Origin of the sequence: Nostoc sp., assembly GCF_036917315.1 — a bacterium.
GTDB lineage: Bacteria > Cyanobacteriota > Cyanobacteriia > Cyanobacteriales > Nostocaceae > Nostoc.
On the sequence record NZ_JBALDR010000018.1, the window covers coordinates 35571 to 59033 of the forward strand.

A 23463-nucleotide genomic window follows, 5' to 3' on the forward strand; every position below is an offset into this window, starting at 1 on the left:
TTTACAAATGAATATAGAAGAAGCATTAGTAATTCTAGATACATTCCTTGAACATGGCTTAAGTGATGTTCAGGAAATAATATTTCGTCAAGCTTGGGAAGGACAAACTTATCCAGATATCGCCGAAAGCTGTGGTTATGATGCCAATTATATAAAAGATGTTGGTTCCAAGTTATGGAAGCTACTTTCACAAGCTTTCGGGGAAGAGGTGACAAAAAGTAATTTTCGCTCAGTATTGAGACGGCGAAGCCTCCAGCGGGCTTTGCCTACGCAAAATAGCGTTATTTCAGAAAAACTACAACCTGTGCCAGCAGTCTTGAGACAGTCTCAGCCAACAAGCAAAGCCAAAGATGGAATATCAGCGTCTTCTTTGGTAATCGAAAAGCAAGACGAGAGAAAAAGCCCAGTCTCTAATCCCGACTTTTTAGAAAATCCTGGTGGCTCAGTGCCCCTAAATTCCTTTTTTTACATAGAGCGTCCGCCAATTGAAGAACGCACCTATACCGAAATCAATAAACCTGGAAGCCTAATCAGAATCAAAGCCCCCAGCAAAATGGGAAAAACATCCCTAATGCACAGAATTCTTACTCATGCCAAACAGACTGGGGTACACACTGTACAGATTGGTTTACAAAGGGCAGATAGTCAAGTTTTCACTAGCTTGGAAAAATTCTTACGCTGGTTTTGTGCTAACGTCAGTCGGCAGTTGAACCTAGAAATTAGACTGGATGATTATTGGGATGAGGATATTGGTAGCAAAGTTAGCTGCACATTGTATTTACAGGAGTATTTGCTGGAGAAAATCGACGCTCCGGTAGTCTTAGCTTTGGATGAAGTGAATCGAATTTTTGAGTATCCAGAAATCTCTAGGGATTTTTTGCCGCTACTGCGTTCTTGGTATGAAGATGCTTCCGAATTAGAAATCTGGCAAAAACTGCGATTAGTAGTAGTTCATGCCACGGAAGCTTATATCCCATTAGATATTAATCAATCACCTTTCAATGTGGGACTGCCGATTAAGTTACCAGAATTTAGTTTAGAGCAGATGCAAGATTTGGCAGTGCGTCATGGATTGGATTGGGCTAAAGGTGAGAAAGGATTGGAAAAGCTGGCTCCGCTACGAGCAATGATTGGCGGTCATCCTTATTTAGCTCGTCTGGCTCTTTATAACCTGGGAAATCAAACAGTAACCCTAGAGCAGCTATTACAAGAGGCTCCCACAATTGCCGGCATTTATAGCAACTATTTACGCCATCATCTAGCCAATCTCCAAGAACATCCAGAACTTGCGATCGCACTCAAACGGGTAGTGACCTCTCCCACAAGTGTACAACTAGAAGCTATCGCTGCCTATAAATTAGAAAGTATGGGTCTGGTAAAACTTGAAGGAAATCAGGCAATGCCTAGCTGTGAATTATATCAGCTGTATTTCCGAGAGCAATTAACTTAAACGCTATGAATAAATACGAATATCAAATTGGCGGTAGTCTCAAAGTCGATGCTCCTAGCTATGTAGAAAGGGAGGCTGACTTTGAACTTTATAATGCTTTAATTCAAGGTGAATTTTGTTATGTATTTAGTTCCCGACAGATGGGTAAATCTAGCTTGCGGTTACAAACAAGGCATAAATTAGAACAAGCAGGCTACAGTTGTGCTTCTATCGATATGACTCGGATTGGTAACGGTAATATTACTCCTGCTCAATGGTATAAGGGCATAGTAGTTGACTTATTAAGGAGCTTTAATCTCTTTAGCAAAGTTAATATAAAATCCTGGTGGTTGGAACGTGAAGATTTACCTGCATTACAGCGATTGAGCCAGTTTGTTGAAGACATTTTGTTAGTTGAACTAAAAACTGAAAAAATATTTATTTTTATTGATGAAATTGATAGTGTTTTAGGTTTAAATTTTCCGGTAGTTGATTTTTTTACTTTAATTCGCTCGTGCTACAATCAACGAGCCGAAAATCCAGAATATAACCGTCTAACTTGGGCGCTGTTCGGAGTCGCAACCCCTTCAGATTTGATTGCCGATCGCAACTGTACCCCATTTAATATTGGTAAATCTATTGAACTGCACGGCTTTAATTTATCGGAAGTTCAGCCATTAGCGGCAGGTTTAGAAAGTAAAGTTGCTAATCCGATGGCAGTTCTCAAAGAAATTTTAGCTTGGACAAATGGGCAGCCATTTTTGACTCAAAAGCTATGTAATATAGTAGTGCAAGAAAGAACCTGTGGAAGCAAAAATGTTGAAGAACACAGAAGCATAGAAGTTGATGAACGTTATAAATTGGATAACCATTTACCGATTATTAATCAACATCTGATAAATTTTTATTACCAATTTCCCTTGTTGATTTTAGAAAAACTAGTGCAAACCCATATTATTGAGAAATGGGAGGCAAAAGACGATCCAGAGCATTTGAAAACAATCCGCGATCGCTTGCTAATAAATGAACAGCGTGCTGGAGGTTTACTAGGACTTTACCAGCAAATTTTACAAGGGATTCAGATAGCTAGTGATGATGGAGAAGAACAAATAGAACTGCTGTTATCGGGGTTAGTAACCAAGCAGCAAGGGCAACTAATAGTAAAAAATCGGATTTATGAAGAGGTTTTTAACCAAACTTGGGTAGAAAAACAATTAGCAAAATTACGACCCTACTCCCAAGCATTCAACGCTTGGGTAATCTCAGGACACAGTGATAATTCCCGACTATTACGCGGCACAGCTTTACATGAGGCTTTAGCTTGGTCACAAGGCAAAAGCTTGAGTGATTTAGATTATCAGTTTTTAGCAGCTAGCCAAGAATGCGATCGGCGAGAAGTTGAGACATGGTTAGAAGCAGAACGAACTAAAGAAGTCAAAGCTAGATTAGTTCAAGAGCAAAAAGCAGCTAGATTTCAAAGATTATTTTTTCTCGGCGCATTCGGTTGGGCATTAATAGTTGTTTTAGGATTGGGGATGGTGACTTTCGAGTATAAAAAGCACTGTTCATTGACCTCAAAGCAATTACTACATGACCCATGAGTATGACAACGATTATATCTGCAACCCAAATAAAATTACATTTATGATATAGGACTAGTATTTGATTTTTGAAATGCACGTAGTGGACTGTCTACGCAAAATAGTGCATTAGAAGTAGACGTAGGTTGGGTGGAGCGGAGCGCAACCCAAAATATTCAAGCAAGTTTTGAATTGTTTTTCTACTTCTTTTGTGCCGATTTGATTGCTGGAATAGTTGGTCTAATTATTGGTTTTTTATTTCAGACGATTGTAGGTTAGTAAAGTATCAGATTTGGTATGGACATTATTATAAGGTTCTTTGAGAGGATAAAAGGGATAATTTTTTATATAATAGTACCAGTAGTAATCTCAGCAATCATAGGATTGCTCTGGGCAATAATTTATCTACTGTATAGCCAAAATATTCAAGTAACTCTCAAGTTATTTTTCTACTCATTTTTGGGAGGATTGATTGGTGGAATAGTTGGTGCTTTTATTGGTCATTTAGGTAGTTCGACGGGATTTGAGGAATTTTCAGGTGATTTCATTTTTAGCTCTGAAAGCGCCAGTTGGGTTATTTGGATTTCAATTTTCTGGATTATAGGCATTATTGAAGGAGTAGTTTTAGGAGGATTGATTTTCATCAGATTTTATTCATAATCCGTTCTGGATAAATACGTGTTTTTAGCTCTATTGGTGCGTATTTTTTGATTTTTTGTCGAATTCAAGTTGTTTCTGTTATGTGTTTAACTAGAAACTTTTACGGTTCATAATACTATACATATATAAATGATAACTCAAAGTGTCATAGCAATCGTAACGATTCCAACAGGAATTTTAGGAATGCTTGGAGCGATTTGGGCAATATTTTATTTCAGATATACCCCAAATATTCAGGCAAGTTTGGAATTGTTTTTCTACTTCTTTTGTGCCGGCTTGATTGCTGGAATAGTTGGTCTAATTATTGGTATTTTATTTAAGTCGATACTTTATTAAAGTATCAGCTTTGCAACGGACATTATTAGAAGGTTTTTTGAGAGAGAGTACGCTACTAGTACTTATTTGTTCATGCCCAAATAGCATTTAGAATAAACCCTCTACCTCAGCAAATTTCCGCAAGCGTGGTAGACACTGGCGTTGATAGAAACTGCTTAGTGTCGCAATTGACAGCCCAAATTCTTTAGATAATTCTTTCCAGCTAACTTCCGGGGGTAAGCGTTTGAGAATTAATACCTGACAATTTACGTCTGGACGCTTTTTAATGTGAGTACTACGTAGTTCCATATCCGAGTCTGTCTCCACCCATATCTCCAGGTTTTCCAAAATGGGAGCCGCTTGGGGGGTAGCTGGTATATTATCTATCGGGTCAATAGTTTCACCAATCTCACCCGACTTAGACTGATGAACCCTAAAGGAGACTGTTGTGGCTTTTTCCCAGTTTTGGTTGAGATAAAAGTCTTGTAGTCTGCGTTTTAGGTAAGCATCTAGCCAATTAATCACACTACCTTGAGTGGAGTCATAGGCTTGACCTGTTGTACCATCACAAACATTGCGGCAGAAATACAACCAAGTTTGTTGCAGTGCGTCTTGATAGTAGGGAGTATTTTCCTTCCAGAGTTTACCTTGTGTCAAACGAATGATTTGCGTGAGCAACTTCTGACGTTGAGGGCTTCCAGCTGGATGTCTACGGGCTTGGATAACTAAGGATGCTAGCTGTTCATTTAGATTCTTCTTAACTGAAGTTTTAAGTAACAGATGCCGATCTTCCTGATTTACTGGTAGTGAATGACTCTGAATGTCTAAATCAGTAGTAATATCTTTTACAGACAAAGAGTTCTTGCTTACCTCATCAGTTTCAATAGCAATGCTATCGATGTTACTTTGCTCAGATGCCTGAATACAGCGATGAATTGCTTCTTTCGGGGGTATATAATCTTGGTCTATAGTATTTTTTCGCATCTTATTTTCTTTCCTCAAGTTTCTTTTTTGAGCATACTTTGCAGGCTTGATATAGTACTAAAGCTGCTCTTTGCTTGATTTTTGATGCTGTCATTATCTGTCAGATATAAGAGGTAATAACAGTATGGTTGCAATGGGCAATACCCTTTTGCTCACCGACTCCACTCAATCTACATAATCAACTCAGTAGGAGGACATAATTAAATGTAAAATTCAAACCAGAAGAACTTGTTGCTGTTGGGTTTTCGCTTCTGCCTCTACTTATTAGACGTTCTTAAGATTTTGGATTGAAGTTTACTTTGACCATACCTTTAACTTAAGTGAATTACTCACTTTTAACAGTATGAAAAAGTCATAATTTGTCAGGATTTTGCCGTCAAAGTTTTATTAAGTTATGTAAAAAATGTCAGTAACGTCAGAAAAAATCTTTTCCCACCTGTGTTAGCAGGAGGTGATATCGCGGACACTAGCACAATGGTACTCCTGTCCGTTTAACTCCAGATAATTGACAGTTATTTCTACGGCTATGTCGTGACCATCTTGAGTTTGTTGACTAGACTTAAAAGTGAGAGAGCCTTTTTGTCTAACTTCTTCCCAGTGCGATCGCCAAGCAACCGTCGAAAAATTTGGATTTATATCGTAAACAGTCATGGTCAGCAATTGTGCGCGGGAGTAGCCAAGATGACGACAGGCGGCTTCATTCACGTAAACAAGCTGGGCATCCGAATTGACAAAAAAGATAGAATCCTTAAATTTATCTAGATAAAACTGACTGAGGCGTAGTTCTGACTCGGCTTTTTGGCGATCGCTAATTTCCTGCTGCAAAAGTATATTTTGCTGGGTCAGTTGTTTTTGCAACCTTCGGATAGTCAAGTTATTTTCTACACGGGCAAAAACCTCTTCTTCACTAAAAGGTTTGGTAATATAATCCACACCCCCGACTGCAAAAGCTTTAACTTTGTCAAAAACTTCATCTAAAGCGCTAATAAAAATTACCGGGATGTCGCGGGTTTTCTCTGAGGCTTTCAAATGTTGACACACTTCATAACCATTCATTTCTGGCATCATGATGTCAAGCAAAATTAAATCAGGTGGCGCAGCTTGTGCTGTTTTCAAAGCCGTTTGTCCGTTAATTACTCTCCGAATTTCATAGCCAACCTGAGTTAGCATAGCGGATAAAAGTCGCAGATTGTCGGGTGTATCATCAACAACAAGAATATTTGCTTTTGTTAGCTGAACTTGATGGTTATCCATATTTATTAGAACTAATTTTTTAAAAAAGAATTCAAGAGTCATAAATCAGAATTCAAAATTTAATTGGAGTCCGACTGGTGAATGAATCGGTTTAAGATCCCCACCAAATCTTTTGGTTCATTCACGACACGAAGATTTAGTGATGTTTGATTAGTGGCGAATCTCATATCAAATCTGGCTAATTAGTTATGATTTCTCCAGTCATTGCACCCCACACGCCAGATGCGTTTAATAAGTAATCAAGCGGACATCATATCAATCCCCCACTTTCTTATTCTGACTCCTAAATTCTGACTTCTGAATTCTGATTTCTGATTCAAAAATCATTTCTTACAGTTGTGTTAAATCAATAACTTTATCAATACGAAAGTTATTAACCCAATCAGACAGAGTGTTTGTCAAAAGAGCAGATTCTTCAGGAATTTGCTCAAGCAAGCTAAAAATCAGCTTTTCATCAGTACACAGTGCCGCTTGGTGGAGCTGTGCTACCCACTCAGTAGGCATCTGAGCCAGCATCTCTTCTAATGATAAAAGCTTAAGGCCGGAATTTTCGGCAAATTCGTCTTTTTGAAGGGGTTTCTCTTCATATAAATAACGCACGCCTAAATATTTAGACATCATATTCAAGATTACTTCCTCTCGGAACGGCTTACGTACAAAATCGTTGCAGCCAGCCGATAAAACCACAAACCGTTCCTCATCAAAAGCACTAGCAGTTAGGGCAATAATGACAGTAGCTTGACCTTTTAAAGTAGCTCTAATTTGTTTAGTAGCTTCATACCCATCCATTACAGGCATCCGCATATCCATCCAAATCAGTTGTGGTTCCCAAGTTTCCCAAAGAGTCACCCCTTCTTGACCATTTTCAGCGTGACGTACCTCGAAGCCAAGGGATATTAGCATCTTGACTAGGAGTTCGCGATTTTCCCATTTATCTTCAACTACTAAGATTCGGTATTTTGGTTGATTAGGCTCTAAACCAATTACTCGTCGTTTTAGCTGTCGAATTGGAGCTTCAGCTATTTCTGCTAGACTAATTTGAAGATCGAAAGAAAAAATCGTTCCTTGACCCAAAGTACTGCTAACAGTAATACTTCCCCCCATTAGATGCACAAATTGTTGGCTAATAGTTAAACCCAAACCTGTTCCTTGCTGAGATTTTCGACCTGCTTCTGTTTGGACAAAGGGTTTAAACAACTTTTCAATTTCGGCAGGTGCAATCCCTGTCCCGGTATCTTCAACTTCAAAATGAAGCCAGAAGAATGAAGGATGGGAGTTTCTTATTACTTGTGTCCCTTCTTGTTGCTGTAGTCTACTTTCTTCCTTCATTCTAACTCGCAAACTCACGCCGCCTTCTTGAGTAAATTTGATAGCATTACCAAGGAGGTTAATCAAGATTTGACGCAATTTACTTTCATCTGTATGCACATATTTAGGAACTTCAGGTCTGCGTTCAAACATCAACTGTAAACCTTTTGATTCCGCTTTAATTTGAAACATCTCTTCAAGTAAATCAAGTAGAGTGTACAAGTCAAAGCTATTGTTGTTCAGTGTCGTTAAACCCGCCTCAATTTTCGACATTGACAACACATCATTAATCAAGGTAAGCAAATGTTCTCCACTGCGACTGATAATTTCTAAATGTTCCAACTGAGAAACATTGATAGAAGAATCGCGCATCATTAGCTGAGTAAAGCCAAGGATGCTGTTAAGGGGAGTACGAAGTTCGTGACTCATGTTTGCGAGAAATTCGCTTTTGGCACGGTTGGCAGTTTCGGCTTCTTTGGCTTTTACTTCTAATCTATGGCTGTAATTCTCTAACTGTTCGCCAGAGATTTTTAACTGTCGCGTTAGCCAAGACACTCCAATCAATAGAAATCCCATTGATAAGAATCCCACTAGCATCATCGTTCCTGCTAATCGCCGAGCCGGCGCAAAGGCTTCTTCCTGGTTCATCTCCACCATTAAGGCTAGGTCTTGGTCATTGAGCCAGTGATATACCCCAATTACTAACACTCCAGCATAGTTTGGATAAAGTCCTTGACCACTAATTCCACCCATTGCTGCATCAATACCTTGGCTGCTAACTCCTTGAGAAAAGTCCGGTATCTTATCTTTATCTTTAGAAATAAAAGCGTTTTTAGTTACTAAAGAACCAACTAAATAAGTTTCTCCACTCTTACCTAAGCCTGTACGTTCGCGTACAATTTGATCTATTCTGTCTAAATTTAAATCGGCTAAAAGAACACCTTGACGTACCTTGGCTGCATCGCGTAGAGGGGTTGCAAAAGTCACTGATGGCTTACCAGTAATCGGTGAGGCATAGAAGATGGGGGCAAAAGAATCTCCCGGCTGAATCTGTTCAATATAGGTGATATTAGCTGAAATTTCATATTGACCTTCACGCTGTTTGTTAGTAGATAAAATAATCCGATTGCTCCGGTCAAGAATGGAAATTTCTCCCAGACTTGGCTTGATTTTAGCCATATTTATGAGATAATCTGAGAGAAGTTTGTAAGCTTTACGATAATTTGCGTCGGCGGGTTTGGAATTTAAAAGTATTTGAAAATTATTTTGTACGTCTGGGAACTGAGTTACTAGGAGAAAGTCTCGTTCTTGGTCTTCAAACCAACGGGTAATTTCTTCCTCTTTTAGGGTAGCAGCAGCACTGAGTCGTTCAAAAGCAGCTTGTTTCAAAGCTTCCCTCGCATTAAGAAAAGCAAATCCTCCTACTACACCTACAGTTACCAAGGATAGGAATAAGAAGGAACTGGCAACTTTAATAGTTAGGTGCTGATTCCAGAAGTTCATATATTTACAACTTGTTTCTTATTCTAAAAATATTTATCTTTTTTGTTATTCATGCAGATAGGTTATTCCTTTAGTTAATATAAATAATTATTGATTACCATTGAGCAAAAATTTGTTTTATCTCCTTAATTGCTTCATCAGTTGCTTGCTCTGAAGAAATTTTATCTACAATTATTCGATTAAGAGCTTTTCCCCAGATATTCTCCTCTAACACTACGCTGTATGCCGGGTTTTGGACATAATAAAATAACCGCGTTGAACCTTCCGTTACGGTCTTGACCGCAGTTGAAACGTGTGGGTCAGCTAGGTTTTTCCAAAATGGGTCTTGCCAAAGTGTCTTGATGACAGGTAAATTACAACCTCCAGCAGCTTTCAGATACTTACCTATCACCTGTGATTGGGTGAGATATGCAAGAAAATCCAAAGCTTTTTTCTGTTGCTGGGAATCGGCGAACAAAACTGCTTGCCGAAGTGTGAGTAGATAACGCATTGGCTTGCCGTTAGGTTTGTTGGGAAATTTTAAAATACCAAGCTTATTGCGATAGGTGTCGGGATCTTGGCGCACAGAGCAAGGAATTGAGAGAGTGTTGTTAGGAGTCATCACCACCATACGGTTGAGCAAGCTGCGATTATTATCTGGATTTAACCAATTGAGTGCATCTGGTGGCACATAACCTTGTTGGTAAAATTTGGTATACCAATCTAATGCTTGGACAATTTTTTGTCTGACCTTTAGATCGTCGATCAGGAGTTTACCCTTGGAGTCGAGAATTTGCACATCGTATGCTTCTAAAATATGCTCAAAAAAGATGTAGGTATCTGAAGCTCCAGTAGAAAAAGGAAAACCTAACCCATAAATATCCTGTTTTTGCTGTTTTGCCCGCACATCATTTTGTACTTGTTTCCAAAACTGCCAAAAACCATCCCAATCTTTGGGGATATCGCTTTCGCTGCGACCTATTTGCTCTAGCAAGTCTCGCCAGTAAAAAATATGAACCGTTGCCTGATTAATTGGAACTGCATAGTAGCTTCGCTTTTTTGCAGCATTATTATAATAATTAACAGCTTGCAGAGCATATTCAGGATAAAGATTTTTGACTGGCTCAATTACATCCGTTACATCCGCTAGTTTCCCTTCCCAAGCCAGATATGGATTCAACGCTCTCTCAGCGCCGTAACTCATCATGATATCGGGTGGATTACCCGCGTGAATAGCCCTACGCGCCTTCTGCGGTAACTCATCGCCGATATAGAAGGAAAGCTTGACTTGATTACCAGTTTGTTTTTGCCAGTTGCTCACCAACTGCTTGATTGCTTCATCCTCATCGACAGTAAAACCTTTATCCCACCAAATCTTTAAAACTGTGTTGTCAGTAGGGGAATGGGTGACTGAAGATTGTTTTAATTGAGAGGTGTTAGTACAAGCAATAATTATCAAGCTGAGTGTCAATACGATGAACACATATCTGCGATAATGGTGATATTGTGCCCGATTCTGAGAGCCTTTAGCAATTTCACTAGCTTTTCTTTTAAATATCATCTTTATAAAAGCTTACTGCCATTGGTCAAAAATTTGCTTAATTCGTGCGATCGCTTCATCAGCTGCTTGCTCTGGAGAAATTTTATCTACAACAATTCGATTGAGCGCCTTACCCCAGACATTATCTTTTAAAACCAAGCTATAAGCTGGGTTTTGGACAAAATAAAATGGGCGAGTTTCTCTGTTGAGAAATATATTAATGGCAGTCGAGAGATAGGGATCTTTGGAATTTTTCCAAAAAGGATCTTCCCACGCCGATGTTAAAACTGGTAAATGACGACCTCCAGAAGCCTTGAGATAATTTCCCATCACTTCTGGTTGTATTAAGTATGCAAGAAACTCCTTAGCTAGTTTCTGTTTCTGAGAATCGGCAAATAAAAACGCTTCCTTAACCGTAATTAAGTAGCGCATTGGCAAGCCATTGGGTTTATTTGGAAACTCTAAGATACCAAGCTTTTGATAATATGTATCAGGGTTTTGTCGCACAGCAGCAGGAATTGAAAGCGAGTTGTTAGGAGTCATAACCACGCTTTGATTGAGTAAGCTACGATTATTATCTGGATTCAACCAATTTATAGCATCTGGTGGGACGTAGCCTTGCTGATAAAAATTTGTGTACCATTTTAAGCTGTTAATAATACCTTGACGCACTTTCGGATCGTCAAGGAGGAGTTTATCCATAGAACCTAAAATTTGCACGTCGTATGCTTCTAAAATCTGCTCAAATAAGTAGTATGTATCAGCAGAACTAATGCCGAAGGTAAATCCTAACCCATAAATATTCGGTTTTTTATCTGGTATTTGTTTTGTCCGCAAGTCATCCTGTATTTGTTTCCAAAACTCCCAGAAAGCATCCCAATTTTTTGGTATATCACTTTCTTGACGACCTATTTGCTTTAGCAAATCTCGCCAGTAAAAAATGTGAATAGTTGCTTGGCTCATTGGCAGAGCATAGTAGCTTCGCTTTTGAGTAACATTGTTATAAGACTGAACAGTTTTAAGGATTTCTTCCGGGTAAAAACTCTTAAGTGGCTCAATTACATCTGATACATCTGCTAGTTTGCCTTCCCAACTTAAACGGGGAATAATTTCTCGATCGGCAGTATAACTGGTAACAATATCAGGTAGGTTGCCAGCCTGAATTTCTCTTTGAATCTTCCGTGTTAGCTCATCTGTAGAATATAAAGAAAGCTTGATTTTGTTGCCGGTTTGTTTTTCCCACTCACTAACTAGTTGCTTGAGAGCTTCATCCTCTTCCTGAGTAAAACCTTTATCCCACCAAATCCTTAAATCGGTACTTTCACTGGATAACTTATTAAGTGGGGAAGGGGAGGATTGATATGTGTTAGTGCAAGCAACAATTATCAAGCAGAGGATTAATGCGATGAGTGCATAGCGACGGTTGGTTAGTCTTGGTACTACGCTAAAAGCTTCCTTAGCTCTCTGCTGACTCTTCAAGACTTGAGTAATCTGACTGGCTTTTTTTCTGGACACCACACTTCTAGAGCTGATATTTAAACTGAATAGATATACTCAATTTAAGGCTTTTTGTCGATCTCTCAATAATTTACAAGCGATCGCTCTTAAAAGAAATAGGCAATTGCTTCCTCCTTGAACCGATTGGAGTAATTATTCAAATGCGAGGTGCTGAATATAACACCTCGCATTCTGAAGATTTCTATTTGACTGTGGGGTTGAGGATTAAACAACTAGCAAGTTATTTTGACTTAGTGACACTCCACCAGATAGTTGTGCAAATTGTACCTGAGCAAATCCACCCGCACTGCCATCTTGGTCAAAATATAGTGCGCCTGTAGTATTGTCATAGATAAATCGCTGATTGCTGGTTATTGCAGATGTTCCAAGGGTAAAAGAGCTAGCTGAGAGTAAACCTGACGATAACGCGCCACCAAAACCAGAAGCCGATACCTGAATCAGTTCATTAGTCACGTTAAAGTTATAAATGTTATCAACGCCTTCGTTGAAACTATTGAAAACAAAGGTATCAGTACCAGCTCCTCCATAAAGGTTATCATTACCTTTACCACCTTTGAAGGTGTTTTTACCAGAAGCGCCAGAGGCTGTGAGAGTATCATTACCATCGCCTCCATCCAGTAGATTATTGCCTGATGAATAGTCAACAATCAAGCGATCGTCATTAGCACCACCATTGAGGCTGTTATTCCCAGAGACAGTATAAGCCCCGTATGAAGAATATAAGGAGGCTGAACCAGCGGCTGTGAGAGTATCATTGCCATCGCCCCCATTCAGTAGGTTATTGCCTGATGAATAGTTAGTAACTAAGTTATCGTCACCAGCGCCACCATTGAGGGTGTTCTTACCAGAGATAGCATCGAGATAAAAATTGCCTCGGTAGTCGTCGTAGGAGCCAGAGACATCAAGAGAATCATTATCATCACCACCAGAGAGCGAATTATTACCATTTGAAGAGTCAGCACTCAAGTAATCCTTACCTGCACCGCCGAGAATCGTGTTATTTCCACGTCCCCCAGCGAGGGTATCGCTGCCATTGCTCCCCACAATCAAATCATCGTAATTTGTACCTGAGATATTTAATTGTTCGATATTCTTGTAGCTCACCTGATTCGGGCCTGCTGTAATCGAACCAGTGTTAGTAGCAGCATTGAATGTCGAAGTGATTCCCTGGCCGATGGAATAGTTATAGAAAGACAACAAATCGTTACCTTTCCCTCCATCTATGGTATCTTTGCCGCGATCGCCTCCGGTGAGTGTATCGTTGCCATTGCCCCCTACAATCAAGTCATTGTAGGCTGTACCTGAGATATTTAATCGTTCGATATTCTTATAGCTAACCTGATTCGTGCCTGATGTAATGGAGCCAGTGTTAGTAACAGCATTGAATGTCGAAGTGATTCCCTGACCCCCGCTAGAATTACTGTAATAATAGCCTTCCAATAAATCATCACCTTTTCCGCCATCGATAGTATCATTGCTACTACTCGCGTAGAGCGAGATAGTATCGTTGCCATTACTCCCCACAATCAAGTCATTGTAGGCTGTACCTGAGATATGTAATCCTTCGATATTCTTGTAGTTAATCAGATCCGTGCCCGCCCTAATCGAGCCAGTGTTAGTAGCAGCATTGAAAGTCGAAATAATTCCCCCACTAGGATAGATATACGAAACGCTCAACAAATCGTTACCTGTCCCCCCATCTACTGTTTGAGTCGCTAAGGAAGGTGGAGAAGTATATAGGACGAAAGAGAAGGAATCATTACCATTCTCTCCATTGAAAATGTTATTACCAAAGCTGCCCTCGGCTTTTTTGTCGTCGTAGTAGCCAGAGGCAAAGAAAGAATCATTGCCATCCCCCCCATTGAGAATGTTATCGCCCGTTGAATAGTTAACACTCAATTGATCGTCACCAGCACCACCATTGAGAGTGTTATCACCGGAGGTAAAAGAGGCGGAATAGTCGTATTCACGAGAAGCGCTAAGAGAATCATTGCCATCTCCTCCATTGAGGATGTTATCGCCTGTTGAATAGTTAACATCTAATTGATCGTCACCAGCACCACCGTTGAGGGTGTTATTGCCATCTGTCTTAGACGCAGAGAGATTATCACTGCCATCGTCACCAGAAATCAGGTTATTGCCTGTTGAAGAGCTAGCACTGAATTGATCGTTTCCAGCTCCACCGTTAAGGATGTTATCGCTTGTTGAATAATCAACATTCAAGTAATCGTTACCTTCACCGCCAAAAATTGTATCATTGCCATAATTTGAATCGTTGCCACTACTGCCTCCGAAGAGTAAATCGTTGCCATTGCTTCCGACAATAAAATCAGCGTAGGTTGTACCTCTAATTTCTAATTGTTCGATATTGGTGTAGTTAATCTGATTTGTACCAGCCCGAATTGAGCCAGTGTTAGTAGCAGCATCGAAACTCGAAGTGATTCCTTTAGTAGCACGGGTGTAATATACAGACAAATAATCCTGACCTGTTTCTCCATTTACACTTTGAGTCGTTAAGGAAGATGGGGCAGTTTTTGAGGCGGACAAATGGAAGTCATCATTACCAGCGCCTCCATTTAGAGTGTTTCTACCCCGGACTTCATCAGCGTAAAAGGAATCATCACCGTCTTTGCCTGAAACCGTATTGTTGCCAGCAGAATAGCTAATATCAAGGTAGTCATCTCCTGCATCTCCACTGAGGATGTTATTTCCAGAAGAATAGGAAGCATCAAGGGTATCATTTCCCTCATCACCCCGCAGCAGGTTATTACCAGTACCACCACGGAGGGAGTCATTACCCGTACCACCACGGAGAGAGTCGTTATCTGTACCACCAAGGAGAGTATCATTGCCTGCACCACCAATGAGGGTATCATTTCCGGCATCACCGCTTAAAAGGTCGTTACCATTTTTGCCATCGATGATATCATCACCTACTTTAGCGTTGATTGTATCTGCATCCTGAGTACCCAGTAGAGTATCCTTACCGTTGGTTCCAATGATATTCACCATAACTCTCACCTTCCTGAATCGATATTTTGAGTAACTTCAGCTATTAACTTGTTGTTAATGTTGTTTGAGGACGCACGGAAATCGCCGAGAGTTAACGCTTTCGACATACTTTTATGTCACCCTTGAGGGCTAGCAATTTTCTCGAAGATTTAACCTATTGATGCTTGTAAGCAGGACTTGTCTAACTGTCTTGAAAAAGGCAGGAGGCAGGAGATTCAAAGTTAAATTCTTTGCCTATTCCCTATTTCCTTTTTCATTCGTTATTTGTGTACCCGTTAATAATGCTAGTTAAGACTATCTAAGTCTTAAGCATTGTACATATTTATGAGCGTGTATTTAGGAAAACAGATGGTTTCACACTTTTTTTCTCATTCTCGATCCGCAGATCAACCCAGCCATCACTGACAAAGTGTCGAAAAATCAAGCTTGAATGCCTAAAACCCACACTTCATATTTTTTATCAGAGCGTAGCCCTACTGTCGTAAATATAGAGAATAATTCACTTTCGATAGGGAAATAATTTTTATGCAGTTGTTGTGGGCTATTGCCCGTGGGTATGTAGCTTAAAAATAGGGAACATCTAAATAACACTTTGATAACCATATCTGAATATTTACTGAGATGTCCACACTTAAAGACATATCTTTGCATACTCTTCACAATATTTGCCGATCGGTATAATGTCAGTACTTATCTTTATGTATTCTTCATGTCTTGAAAACCACTAACGAGCAGAATGCAGCAGTTAAACAGTTGTTTGATTTGCTCGTGTAGCGTGTCGTCGCCCCTAGTAGACAAGCAAGCTGTAAGAGTTTTTTAAATATGGGGTTATGGTGTGAGGTTCTGATGACGAGTTACAAGAGTTGAAAGCGATCGCTCCAGAGAATTGGCACATTATCAAGAGTTAATTAGGGATAACCTCCACCAAACATACTCCCGTAGCGTAGTCGTAACCCGTCCTAGCCATCGCAAATAAACTACTGAGGGCGGTGAATCTGAAACTGGATTATATTGGAAGATTTTGGACAAAAATAGATTAAAAAAAAACAGTCGTCAGGAAATGAAGGCATGTTAAATAGGGGATTTCTTTAACCATGCCAATTTGAAAAAAGAATGCAATATCAATATATATATAGATACAAGAGAGTGCGCGTTGTAATTAGCAAAAATTTTTTAAATTGGCATCAGTATAATATTCATATAGATGGCAGTAAAGGTCAACTAGTACTTATAGATATATAAATTTATTCCCCTTCACTTAATTAATTCTTCATATAATCAGTTTTATACGCAGTTAAAATTGTTTATCTATCGATTTAGCGTAGTATATGCTGCTTGTTTACAGCTATTTTCAGGTAAATAGACCACACGGTAAGGGTGCAAGACCTTGCGACCCTACGACAGGTGTGATTCAAATACATGAAAACTGCTCTAAGTAGGCAAAGACAATAGTTATGTCATATTTAAAGCTCAATCGGTGCTATTTTCTTCTGGCAATGCTAACTATAAGAGTACGAACGCGATCGCATCCTTCCTTACGATCTAGTCGAACCGATTTGTCGTTCAGGGCTGAGTGCAGTGCAAATCCCATTGCCGAAGGTAGTGGTGGTATGTCTGCACGCGATCTGTTCGAGATGGTTATTCGGGTAATGCAGGAACTCTGATGATTTCAAAGATCGTGCGATCGCAAACGACGAGATCGACGGTACATCACTGCCAACGCAAGGATTCTTCTAGATTAACCACCTTGTATGGTAATTTTTGAGCTTGATAAATAAATGTAAAGAAGAAGTTGGCATTGCATAAACTTTGCTTTCTACCTTGATGAATTAACTAAGAAGCTAAAAAGTTGAAGGTACAAGATTGAAAATATCTTGTTATCTCCTTAATTGGCTGATTCAACAACAACATAGTTCTTCTACAGGAGAAAAAATGAGTACCTTAGAGCAAAGTCTTAGTCAATTTCGAGCTTTACCAAAACCAGAGTCATCTCGATTAATTGACTTTGAAGAAGCAGAAATTCGTCCTGGTATAGTAAGTGGCACTTATATTTTAGTTGTCAGAGGGACGAAACCATACTTGAATTTGGAAGTGAATCTTGTACCACTTGTATATGTCCAGCAACCTGAATATTGGGGAGTTGAAGTCGTTGGCACTTTGCCCGGAATCGGACTACCAGCTACCGCACCTTATACAGTTTCTCTGCCAGTAGACGGTATTCGTGGCAAACAAGGTATTGAAGTTATTGGTGCTAATGGTTCCAAGCAACTGCCTTTTCTAGATGTTAAGCATTCCTAATTCCCGATATGAATATGTGTAGAACCACCATCTTAAAAGCTGTTACAAAAGCTTAAAAATCGCCCGAAAATTTTCAGGCTAAAAGCTCAAGTTGATTTAAACGGACTAAGAATATTTGATTAGTCCGTTTAAACCAATTCTTGCTATTAGAGGTTGTTTGAAAAGCCTAATTTATATCATGTCCGCATAACTAATTATGCTAACCACAGTCATTGCACCCCACACGCCAGTCGCTCATGGGGGAAACCCCCAAGACCGCGCTGGCTCCCCTTAATCCCCTCCCCGCAAGCGGGGAGGGGAGACAAAGCGTAGCTTTGGCGGGGGTGGGGTTCTTCAGGTTTAATAAGCAATTAAGCGGACATAATATTACGCAAAGTCTCCACCCAACCTACAATTTTTTTGCAACACTTTAGCCTAGACAGTTCATTACAAGACTACCGAGATTTTTTCAGAAATCAAATATGATTCCTATAGGTAGAATTAAAATACTGGAATCTCAATGACAAATTCTGTTCCTTCACCAAGTACAGAATTGCAACTTAAGCTTCCATCATGGGTTTCCTCAACAATTTGACGAGCGATCGCTAATCCTAATCCTGTTCCTTTGCCAACCTCTTTGGTTGTAAATAGGTGGTCAAAGATCCGCAATCTAATTTCCTCTGACATCCCTTGACCATTATCTTTCATCCGAATTATTACCGTTTGTTCGTTACTGGATACTTCAGTTTGAATCAGTATTTGCTGATGTTCTGCTTGCACTTGGGCAAAAGAACGCCCCTCAATGGATGCATCGAAGACATCAATTGCATTTGCAAGGATGTTCATAAATACTTGATTCAATTGTCCTAAAAAGCACTCGACAGGAGGTAAATTTCCGTATTCAGTGATGACTTCGATCGCTGGACGTTTTTCGTTAGCTTTGAGGCGATACTTCAAAATCAACAGAGTACTCTCAATCCCTTCATGAAGGTTACAAGCAACTTTTTCGGCTGTATCGGCTCTGGAGAAGGTACGGAGACTCGTACTAATATCTTTAATCCGTTCCGAAGCCACCTTCATTGAACTTACTAGCTTTGGTAAATCTTCAATCAAGAATTCGAGGTCAATTTTTTCGCCATGCTCAATGACTGCGATCGCAGGAGTGGGATAATGTTGTTTAAACAATTGGATATGGGTGAGTAAGTCTTGAGTATACTCTTCGGCATTGTGGAGGCTACCTTCCAGAAATCCAATGGGATTATTAATTTCATGTGCCACACCTGCAACCAAATTGCCCAAGGTTGCCATTTTTTCGTTTTGCACCATTTGTAATTGGGCTTGCTCAAGTTCTTGCAGCGATCGCTCTAGTTGATGAGCATAATTCTGGTATTCTTGATAAAGGCGGGCATTTTCTAGAGAGATGGCAGCTTGAGCGCATAGCAGTTGGATAACTTCGATGCGATCGCGAGTAAATGCACCAATTGTCAGCGGATTTTCTAAATATAGCAGCCCGATGATTTTTCCTTGATTTAATATCGGCGTACACAACACACTCTTAGGTTGTTGCTGCATGAAATATGGCTCGGCCATAAAATCAGTTTGTGCTGTTGCATCATCCAGAACAACAGTTTTTAAACTGTGTTTGACAAAGTTCACCAGTGTAATGGGAATATCTTCGCTGGTTGACAGTGGTACAGATAATAGGGTGACTCCTTCATCAATAGTGGCTATGGCTTCAACCACTAAATTTTCCTGTTTGAGTACAAGTAATGCAGCTTTTTGTGCCCCAGCATTTTCCATCACTACTTGCAAAAGTCTAGTGAGTAATTGCTCTAATTGAATTTCACTGGAGAGGGCTTGTGAGGCTTTCAAGATGGTGGACAAATCTAGGACTTCCGAAATACTGCTGCTAGAAAGGTTTGTGTGAATGGTTTGATTTGGTAATGATGATGCATCGATAGTTGAACTCAGTTGAAAGTGATTAAGTTGCCCTTGTAAGATGGGAATAAGCAGTTGAGGATAGCGTTTTTCTAAGTCTTCAGTTTTAGCTTTAGCGCCCCAACGAGCATAGCAGTAATAAGCTTCTTGCATATAAACTTGGGCGATTTTTTCTTTGTCCCAGTCGAGGTAAAACTTGGCCGCTAGTTCATTACTCAAGGCTTCTTCTTGGATATATGCATTTTCTTTCGCTAAAGAAATAGCGCGATTGTACAATTCCATCGCTTTGTTTTTGTGCAGCAAAATCCGCTGCCGTTCTGCTTCGACTAAATAAAATTTGTGTTGGTGATTCATTGGGGCATGATGTGCCCATTTTTTCAGCTTTTTTTGATGGGATGTGACTTTTTTAAGAATCTGTTTTTGTTCGTTAGCCGTTGCTGTTGGATAGAGAATTAGTTGGGTTAACGCCTGATAAAAATAAACTATTGGTACAACTGCTGCCGATGTTACCCCATCTAAATAAGTTATTGCTTGAATTGCTGCCTCAGATGCTCTGGTATAATTTTCAAACAGGTAGCAAAGTATCAGTTCATTGGCATAGCTAAAGCTCAATCCAGTGCGATCGCCTGCTTGCTCTTGTAATGGACGAATAGTTTGGGCATCATAAACAGCACCTGATAAGTAACTGGGATCGGTAGATCCCAACAAATTCAAGATGGCTTGACGAAATGAATTAATATACGTTTGGGGCTTTTCTTGTCTAAAATGGCTGTAGACTTCAGCATAGTCACCCATCTGTTTTTCTAACTCAGCTAATTCTTGCCCCATCAAATATCCATGAAAGCTACAGCTATAGCTAGCCCAAGCCGCATATTCAATATCTCCGGTTTCTAAACCCACTTGATAGGCTTCAATTAACGGCGCAATTGTGTCTTTAAGTGGTTGATGCCAGTGATTAATAAATGTTTGAACAATGAAGAAAGTTCTAGCTTTGAATTCCTGGCTATGGAATTTTTCAAGAACTTGTAATGCTAATTGGCCAAATTTATAACCTGTCTCAATATTTCCCAGAATGCCACACTCAATCAATCCATACCAGGCATAGCCAAATGCAGATGCGGCAGCATTGCCGTACTGCATCGATAAATTGACTTCGCTCAAGATTATTGGTGGCAGTAAATCTGGACGAGCAATATAAGCCGTTGAATTCGTACTAGCCAAAATTCGGATTGCTGCTAGTTGTTTGTCCCCAGTCATATTAGGTAAATCAATCAAACTTAAAGGAGATTTACCTACAAATCGTAATTTCGTTTGGGCTAGGCTGAGTAATGTTTGTATTTGATTCGCTTGATGAGATAGTTTCACACCTAAGAGATTTAGCAGTGCGATCGCAGTCCGAATCGAATCATCAAAACGACTCTGAGCTAAATAAGATTGAATTTGAATTTCAATCGATTTCACCCGATCTATTAAGACTTTAGCATGTTGTTGCACTTGCTCAACAAACCCTTCTACCTCGTCAAACTGGCCCATAAGATAGGCTGCCGAAGCAGCTTCTTCATACAAAGCTAATGTGAGTGAATACTGTTGTTGCCAGCTATCTTTTTTCAATAGTTGAATACCACAACTGATATATTCTATTGCATTCGTATAAGCAGTAGATAGTTTGGCTTTTTGCCCAGCCAGCAAATTTAACTCTGCTAATCGATCTCGCTCAGACTGTTGAGTGATTAGCTTTACACCAATATTTAACTGATTAACAATTTCAAAAATTCTCTCTTCTTGCTTTTTAATCGGTATTTTACTCAATAGCAATTGGCCAATTTGCAGATGAATGGATTGCTTTTTAGACTCTGGGATCAACGCATAAGCTGCTTGTTGAACGCGATCGTGTAAAAATTTATAGTTTACACTTAGCGCACTTTGTACTAAATCCTGTGTTTCCCGCCCAACATAGAATTTGTAAACTTCACTTTGGGGCAGGATTAATCCCTCTTGTAATGCTTTCCAGAGAAATGTTGCTGTTTCGGTTTCAGAATTTTCACAAACAATTGCCAATGTTGCCAAATCAAATTGATTACCAATACAAGCTGCTAATTTCAAAACATTCTGCGTTGATTCTGATAATTTTCGCAACTGCAATACCATAAAATCAACCACATCATCTGTCAGAGCTAATGCTTTTATTTGGGCAATATCACACTGCCAACTGCCGCTATTTAAATCAAATTTAATTAGCCGATCTTGATGCAGTGCTTTGAAAAATTGCGTACTAAAAAACGGATTGCCCTTGGTTTTCTGATATACTACTTTTGTTAATATTTCTGTAGTTTCTAGCGAACAGTTTAGAGTATCGGCAACCAATTGATTTAAACTGGCTTCACTCAGAGGTGCTAATGTAATTTTGTTAAGAGTAGCATTAGCATTGGCAATTTCATCTAATGTCAACATCAATGGATGGGCAGCAGAAACTTCATTATCTCGATAAGCTCCAATTAATAATAAATATCCTGAGTTTGACTCATTCATTAGTAACTGGATCAATTTCATTGATGCTGAATCAGCCCACTGCATATCATCTAAAAATATGACTAGGGGATGTTCTTTGGTAGTGAATACTTGAATAAACCTTTGTAATAATAAATTAAACCGATTCTGGGCTGCATTTGGTGAAAGTTCTGTTGCCGGTGGTTGTTGGCCAATAATTTGTTCTAGTTCGGGAATTACTTCAAGAATGACTTGTCCCTGATCGCCCAGCACTTGTAAAATTTTATTTTTCCAAGTTGACAAATGGACATCACTTTCACTCAGCAATTGTCCCATTAAGTCTCGAAATGCCTGCACAAAAGCAAAAAAGGGAATATTCCGATTAAATTGGTCAAATTTGCCTTTAATGAAGTAGCCCCGCTGCCGGACAATGGGTTTGTGAACCTCGTTAACAATTGCTGTTTTACCAATACCAGAAAAACCAGCCACCAGCATTAATTCTACCCCCCTTAGTCCCCCCTTAGTAAGGGGGGATTTAGGGGGGTTGCTAACGCGTTCAAATGCTTTCAGCAGAGTTTCAACTTCATGCTCGCGACCATAGAGTTTTTCTGGGATAATAAAGCGATCGCACACATCCCGTTGAGCTATTGGAAAACTTGCAATTTTTCCTGTTGACTTCAGTTGAGCCAAACAATTTTCTAAATCATATTTTAGCCCAAATGCACTCTGATAGCGGTCTTCAGCATTTTTCGCCATCAGTTTCATCACGATGTCGCATAGAACTTGAGGAATCTCTTTCCTATTCCCTGTTCCCTTTCCCCTCTTCCCTAAAAGTGGTGGAACTTTGGCAATATGACAATGCACCAATTCCATCGGATCGTGCGATTTAAATGGTAATTCCCCTGAGAGCAACTCATAAAAAGTTACACCTAAAGAATAAAAATCAGTACGGTAATCAATCCCCCGATTCATTCGTCCGGTTTGCTCTGGAGACAAATAGCCGAGTGTTCCTTCTAATACATTAGGACTCATCAGAATTTGAGTTTCTCGTGGCAGCAGAGATGCAATACTAAAGTCAATTAACTTAACTTGTTTAGTTTCTGGATTAATTAAAACATTGGCGGGTTTAATATCTTTGTGAATAATCCGATGATGAATTAGGATATCTAATGCATCACACAGAGCGATCGCTATTTGTAAAAATTCTTGTAAAGACACCATATCTGGCGTCTGGTAACAAGCAAAATAATCTTTAAGAGAAATCCCACCAAAATCTTCCATTGCCAACGCATAACCATTTTGATACGCCTCCAGACTGTAGGTTTGGACGATCGCAGATGAGTTAAGATTTTTGGCAATTGTGTACTGATTGCGAAACTGCAACAGATCGCTGAAACTGGGATATGAATTTTTTAGCAGTTTAATTACTACAGGAAGTGAGTCAGTTTCTCGATACCCCCGATAAACTAGAGTTCTGGAACCATTGTAGATTTCTTCAGTTATGTCGTATCCGGGAATACTGACCATGCTGCTGACCATACTGCTAAACCGTGGTAATTTCTGAATTTATTGTTCCCAAATCAGTAACGCCAGTTTATGTGTGTCTTTTGAGACAACTTACAGTGGCAAATCATCGCAGTAGATAGAACTGTATTTGATGTCCCAAATTCAAAGCAGAG

At 39.6% G+C, this 23463-nt stretch carries 13 protein-coding genes; 6 read left to right on the top strand and 7 right to left on the bottom strand.

What is annotated here, in order from left to right; genetic code table 11:
• Positions 1-7 precede the first annotated feature (7 nt).
• From V7K84_RS10310 to V7K84_RS10325, 4 genes are all read left to right on the top strand, one after another.
• Positions 8-1450 (top strand): AAA-like domain-containing protein, encoded by a 1443-nt coding sequence (locus V7K84_RS10310; RefSeq protein WP_334837822.1) that lies wholly within the window; start codon positions 8-10, stop codon positions 1448-1450.
• A gap of 5 nt (positions 1451-1455) precedes the next feature.
• A complete protein-coding gene (locus tag V7K84_RS10315; RefSeq protein WP_334837823.1) occupies positions 1456-3030 on the top strand; it encodes an AAA-like domain-containing protein in 1575 nt (524 codons plus the stop codon).
• A gap of 276 nt (positions 3031-3306) precedes the next feature.
• Positions 3307-3669 (top strand): hypothetical protein, encoded by a 363-nt coding sequence (locus V7K84_RS10320; RefSeq protein WP_334837825.1) that lies wholly within the window; start codon positions 3307-3309, stop codon positions 3667-3669.
• Between the two features lie 129 nt (positions 3670-3798).
• Entirely contained in the window at positions 3799-4005 is a 207-nt protein-coding gene (locus V7K84_RS10325; protein ID WP_334837827.1) for a hypothetical protein, read from the top strand.
• A gap of 87 nt (positions 4006-4092) precedes the next feature.
• On the opposite strand, the gene V7K84_RS10330 is transcribed toward V7K84_RS10325, so the two are convergent.
• From V7K84_RS10330 to V7K84_RS10355, 6 genes are all read right to left on the bottom strand, one after another.
• Complete coding sequence (locus V7K84_RS10330) at positions 4093-4764, bottom strand: sigma-70 family RNA polymerase sigma factor (protein WP_334837921.1); 672 nt, start codon at positions 4762-4764, stop codon at positions 4093-4095.
• A gap of 645 nt (positions 4765-5409) precedes the next feature.
• Positions 5410-6222, bottom strand: a complete 813-nt coding sequence (locus tag V7K84_RS10335; protein WP_334837829.1) for a response regulator — start codon at positions 6220-6222, stop codon at positions 5410-5412.
• 330 nt (positions 6223-6552) lie between these two features.
• The gene (locus V7K84_RS10340; RefSeq protein WP_334837831.1) at positions 6553-9033 is read right to left on the bottom strand and encodes a hybrid sensor histidine kinase/response regulator; all 2481 of its coding nucleotides are present in this window, start codon (positions 9031-9033) and stop codon (positions 6553-6555) included.
• Between the two features lie 94 nt (positions 9034-9127).
• Positions 9128-10573, bottom strand: coding sequence for an ABC transporter substrate-binding protein (locus V7K84_RS10345; RefSeq protein WP_334837833.1), 1446 nt, complete (start codon positions 10571-10573; stop codon positions 9128-9130).
• A gap of 12 nt (positions 10574-10585) precedes the next feature.
• Positions 10586-12067 (bottom strand): sugar ABC transporter substrate-binding protein, encoded by a 1482-nt coding sequence (locus V7K84_RS10350; RefSeq protein WP_334837835.1) that lies wholly within the window; start codon positions 12065-12067, stop codon positions 10586-10588.
• Positions 12068-12274: 207 nt separating this feature from the next.
• Positions 12275-15082 carry a beta strand repeat-containing protein gene (locus V7K84_RS10355; RefSeq protein ID WP_334837837.1) on the bottom strand — a complete coding sequence of 936 codons (2808 nt, stop codon included), beginning with the start codon at positions 15080-15082 and terminating at the stop codon, positions 12275-12277.
• A gap of 1454 nt (positions 15083-16536) precedes the next feature.
• On the opposite strand from V7K84_RS10355, the gene V7K84_RS10360 reads away from it, so the two are divergent.
• Positions 16537-16746 carry a hypothetical protein gene (locus tag V7K84_RS10360; protein WP_334837839.1) on the top strand — a complete coding sequence of 70 codons (210 nt, stop codon included), beginning with the start codon at positions 16537-16539 and terminating at the stop codon, positions 16744-16746.
• Positions 16747-17014: 268 nt separating this feature from the next.
• Entirely contained in the window at positions 17015-17380 is a 366-nt protein-coding gene (locus V7K84_RS10365) for a hypothetical protein (RefSeq protein WP_094352314.1), read from the top strand.
• 480 nt (positions 17381-17860) lie between these two features.
• Here the strand turns inward: V7K84_RS10365 and V7K84_RS10370 are convergent, their stop codons facing one another.
• On the bottom strand, positions 17861-23323 hold the full coding sequence (locus V7K84_RS10370; protein ID WP_334837842.1) for a trifunctional serine/threonine-protein kinase/ATP-binding protein/sensor histidine kinase: 5463 nt from the start codon (positions 23321-23323) through the stop codon (positions 17861-17863).
• Between the last annotated feature and the right edge of the window lie 140 nt (positions 23324-23463).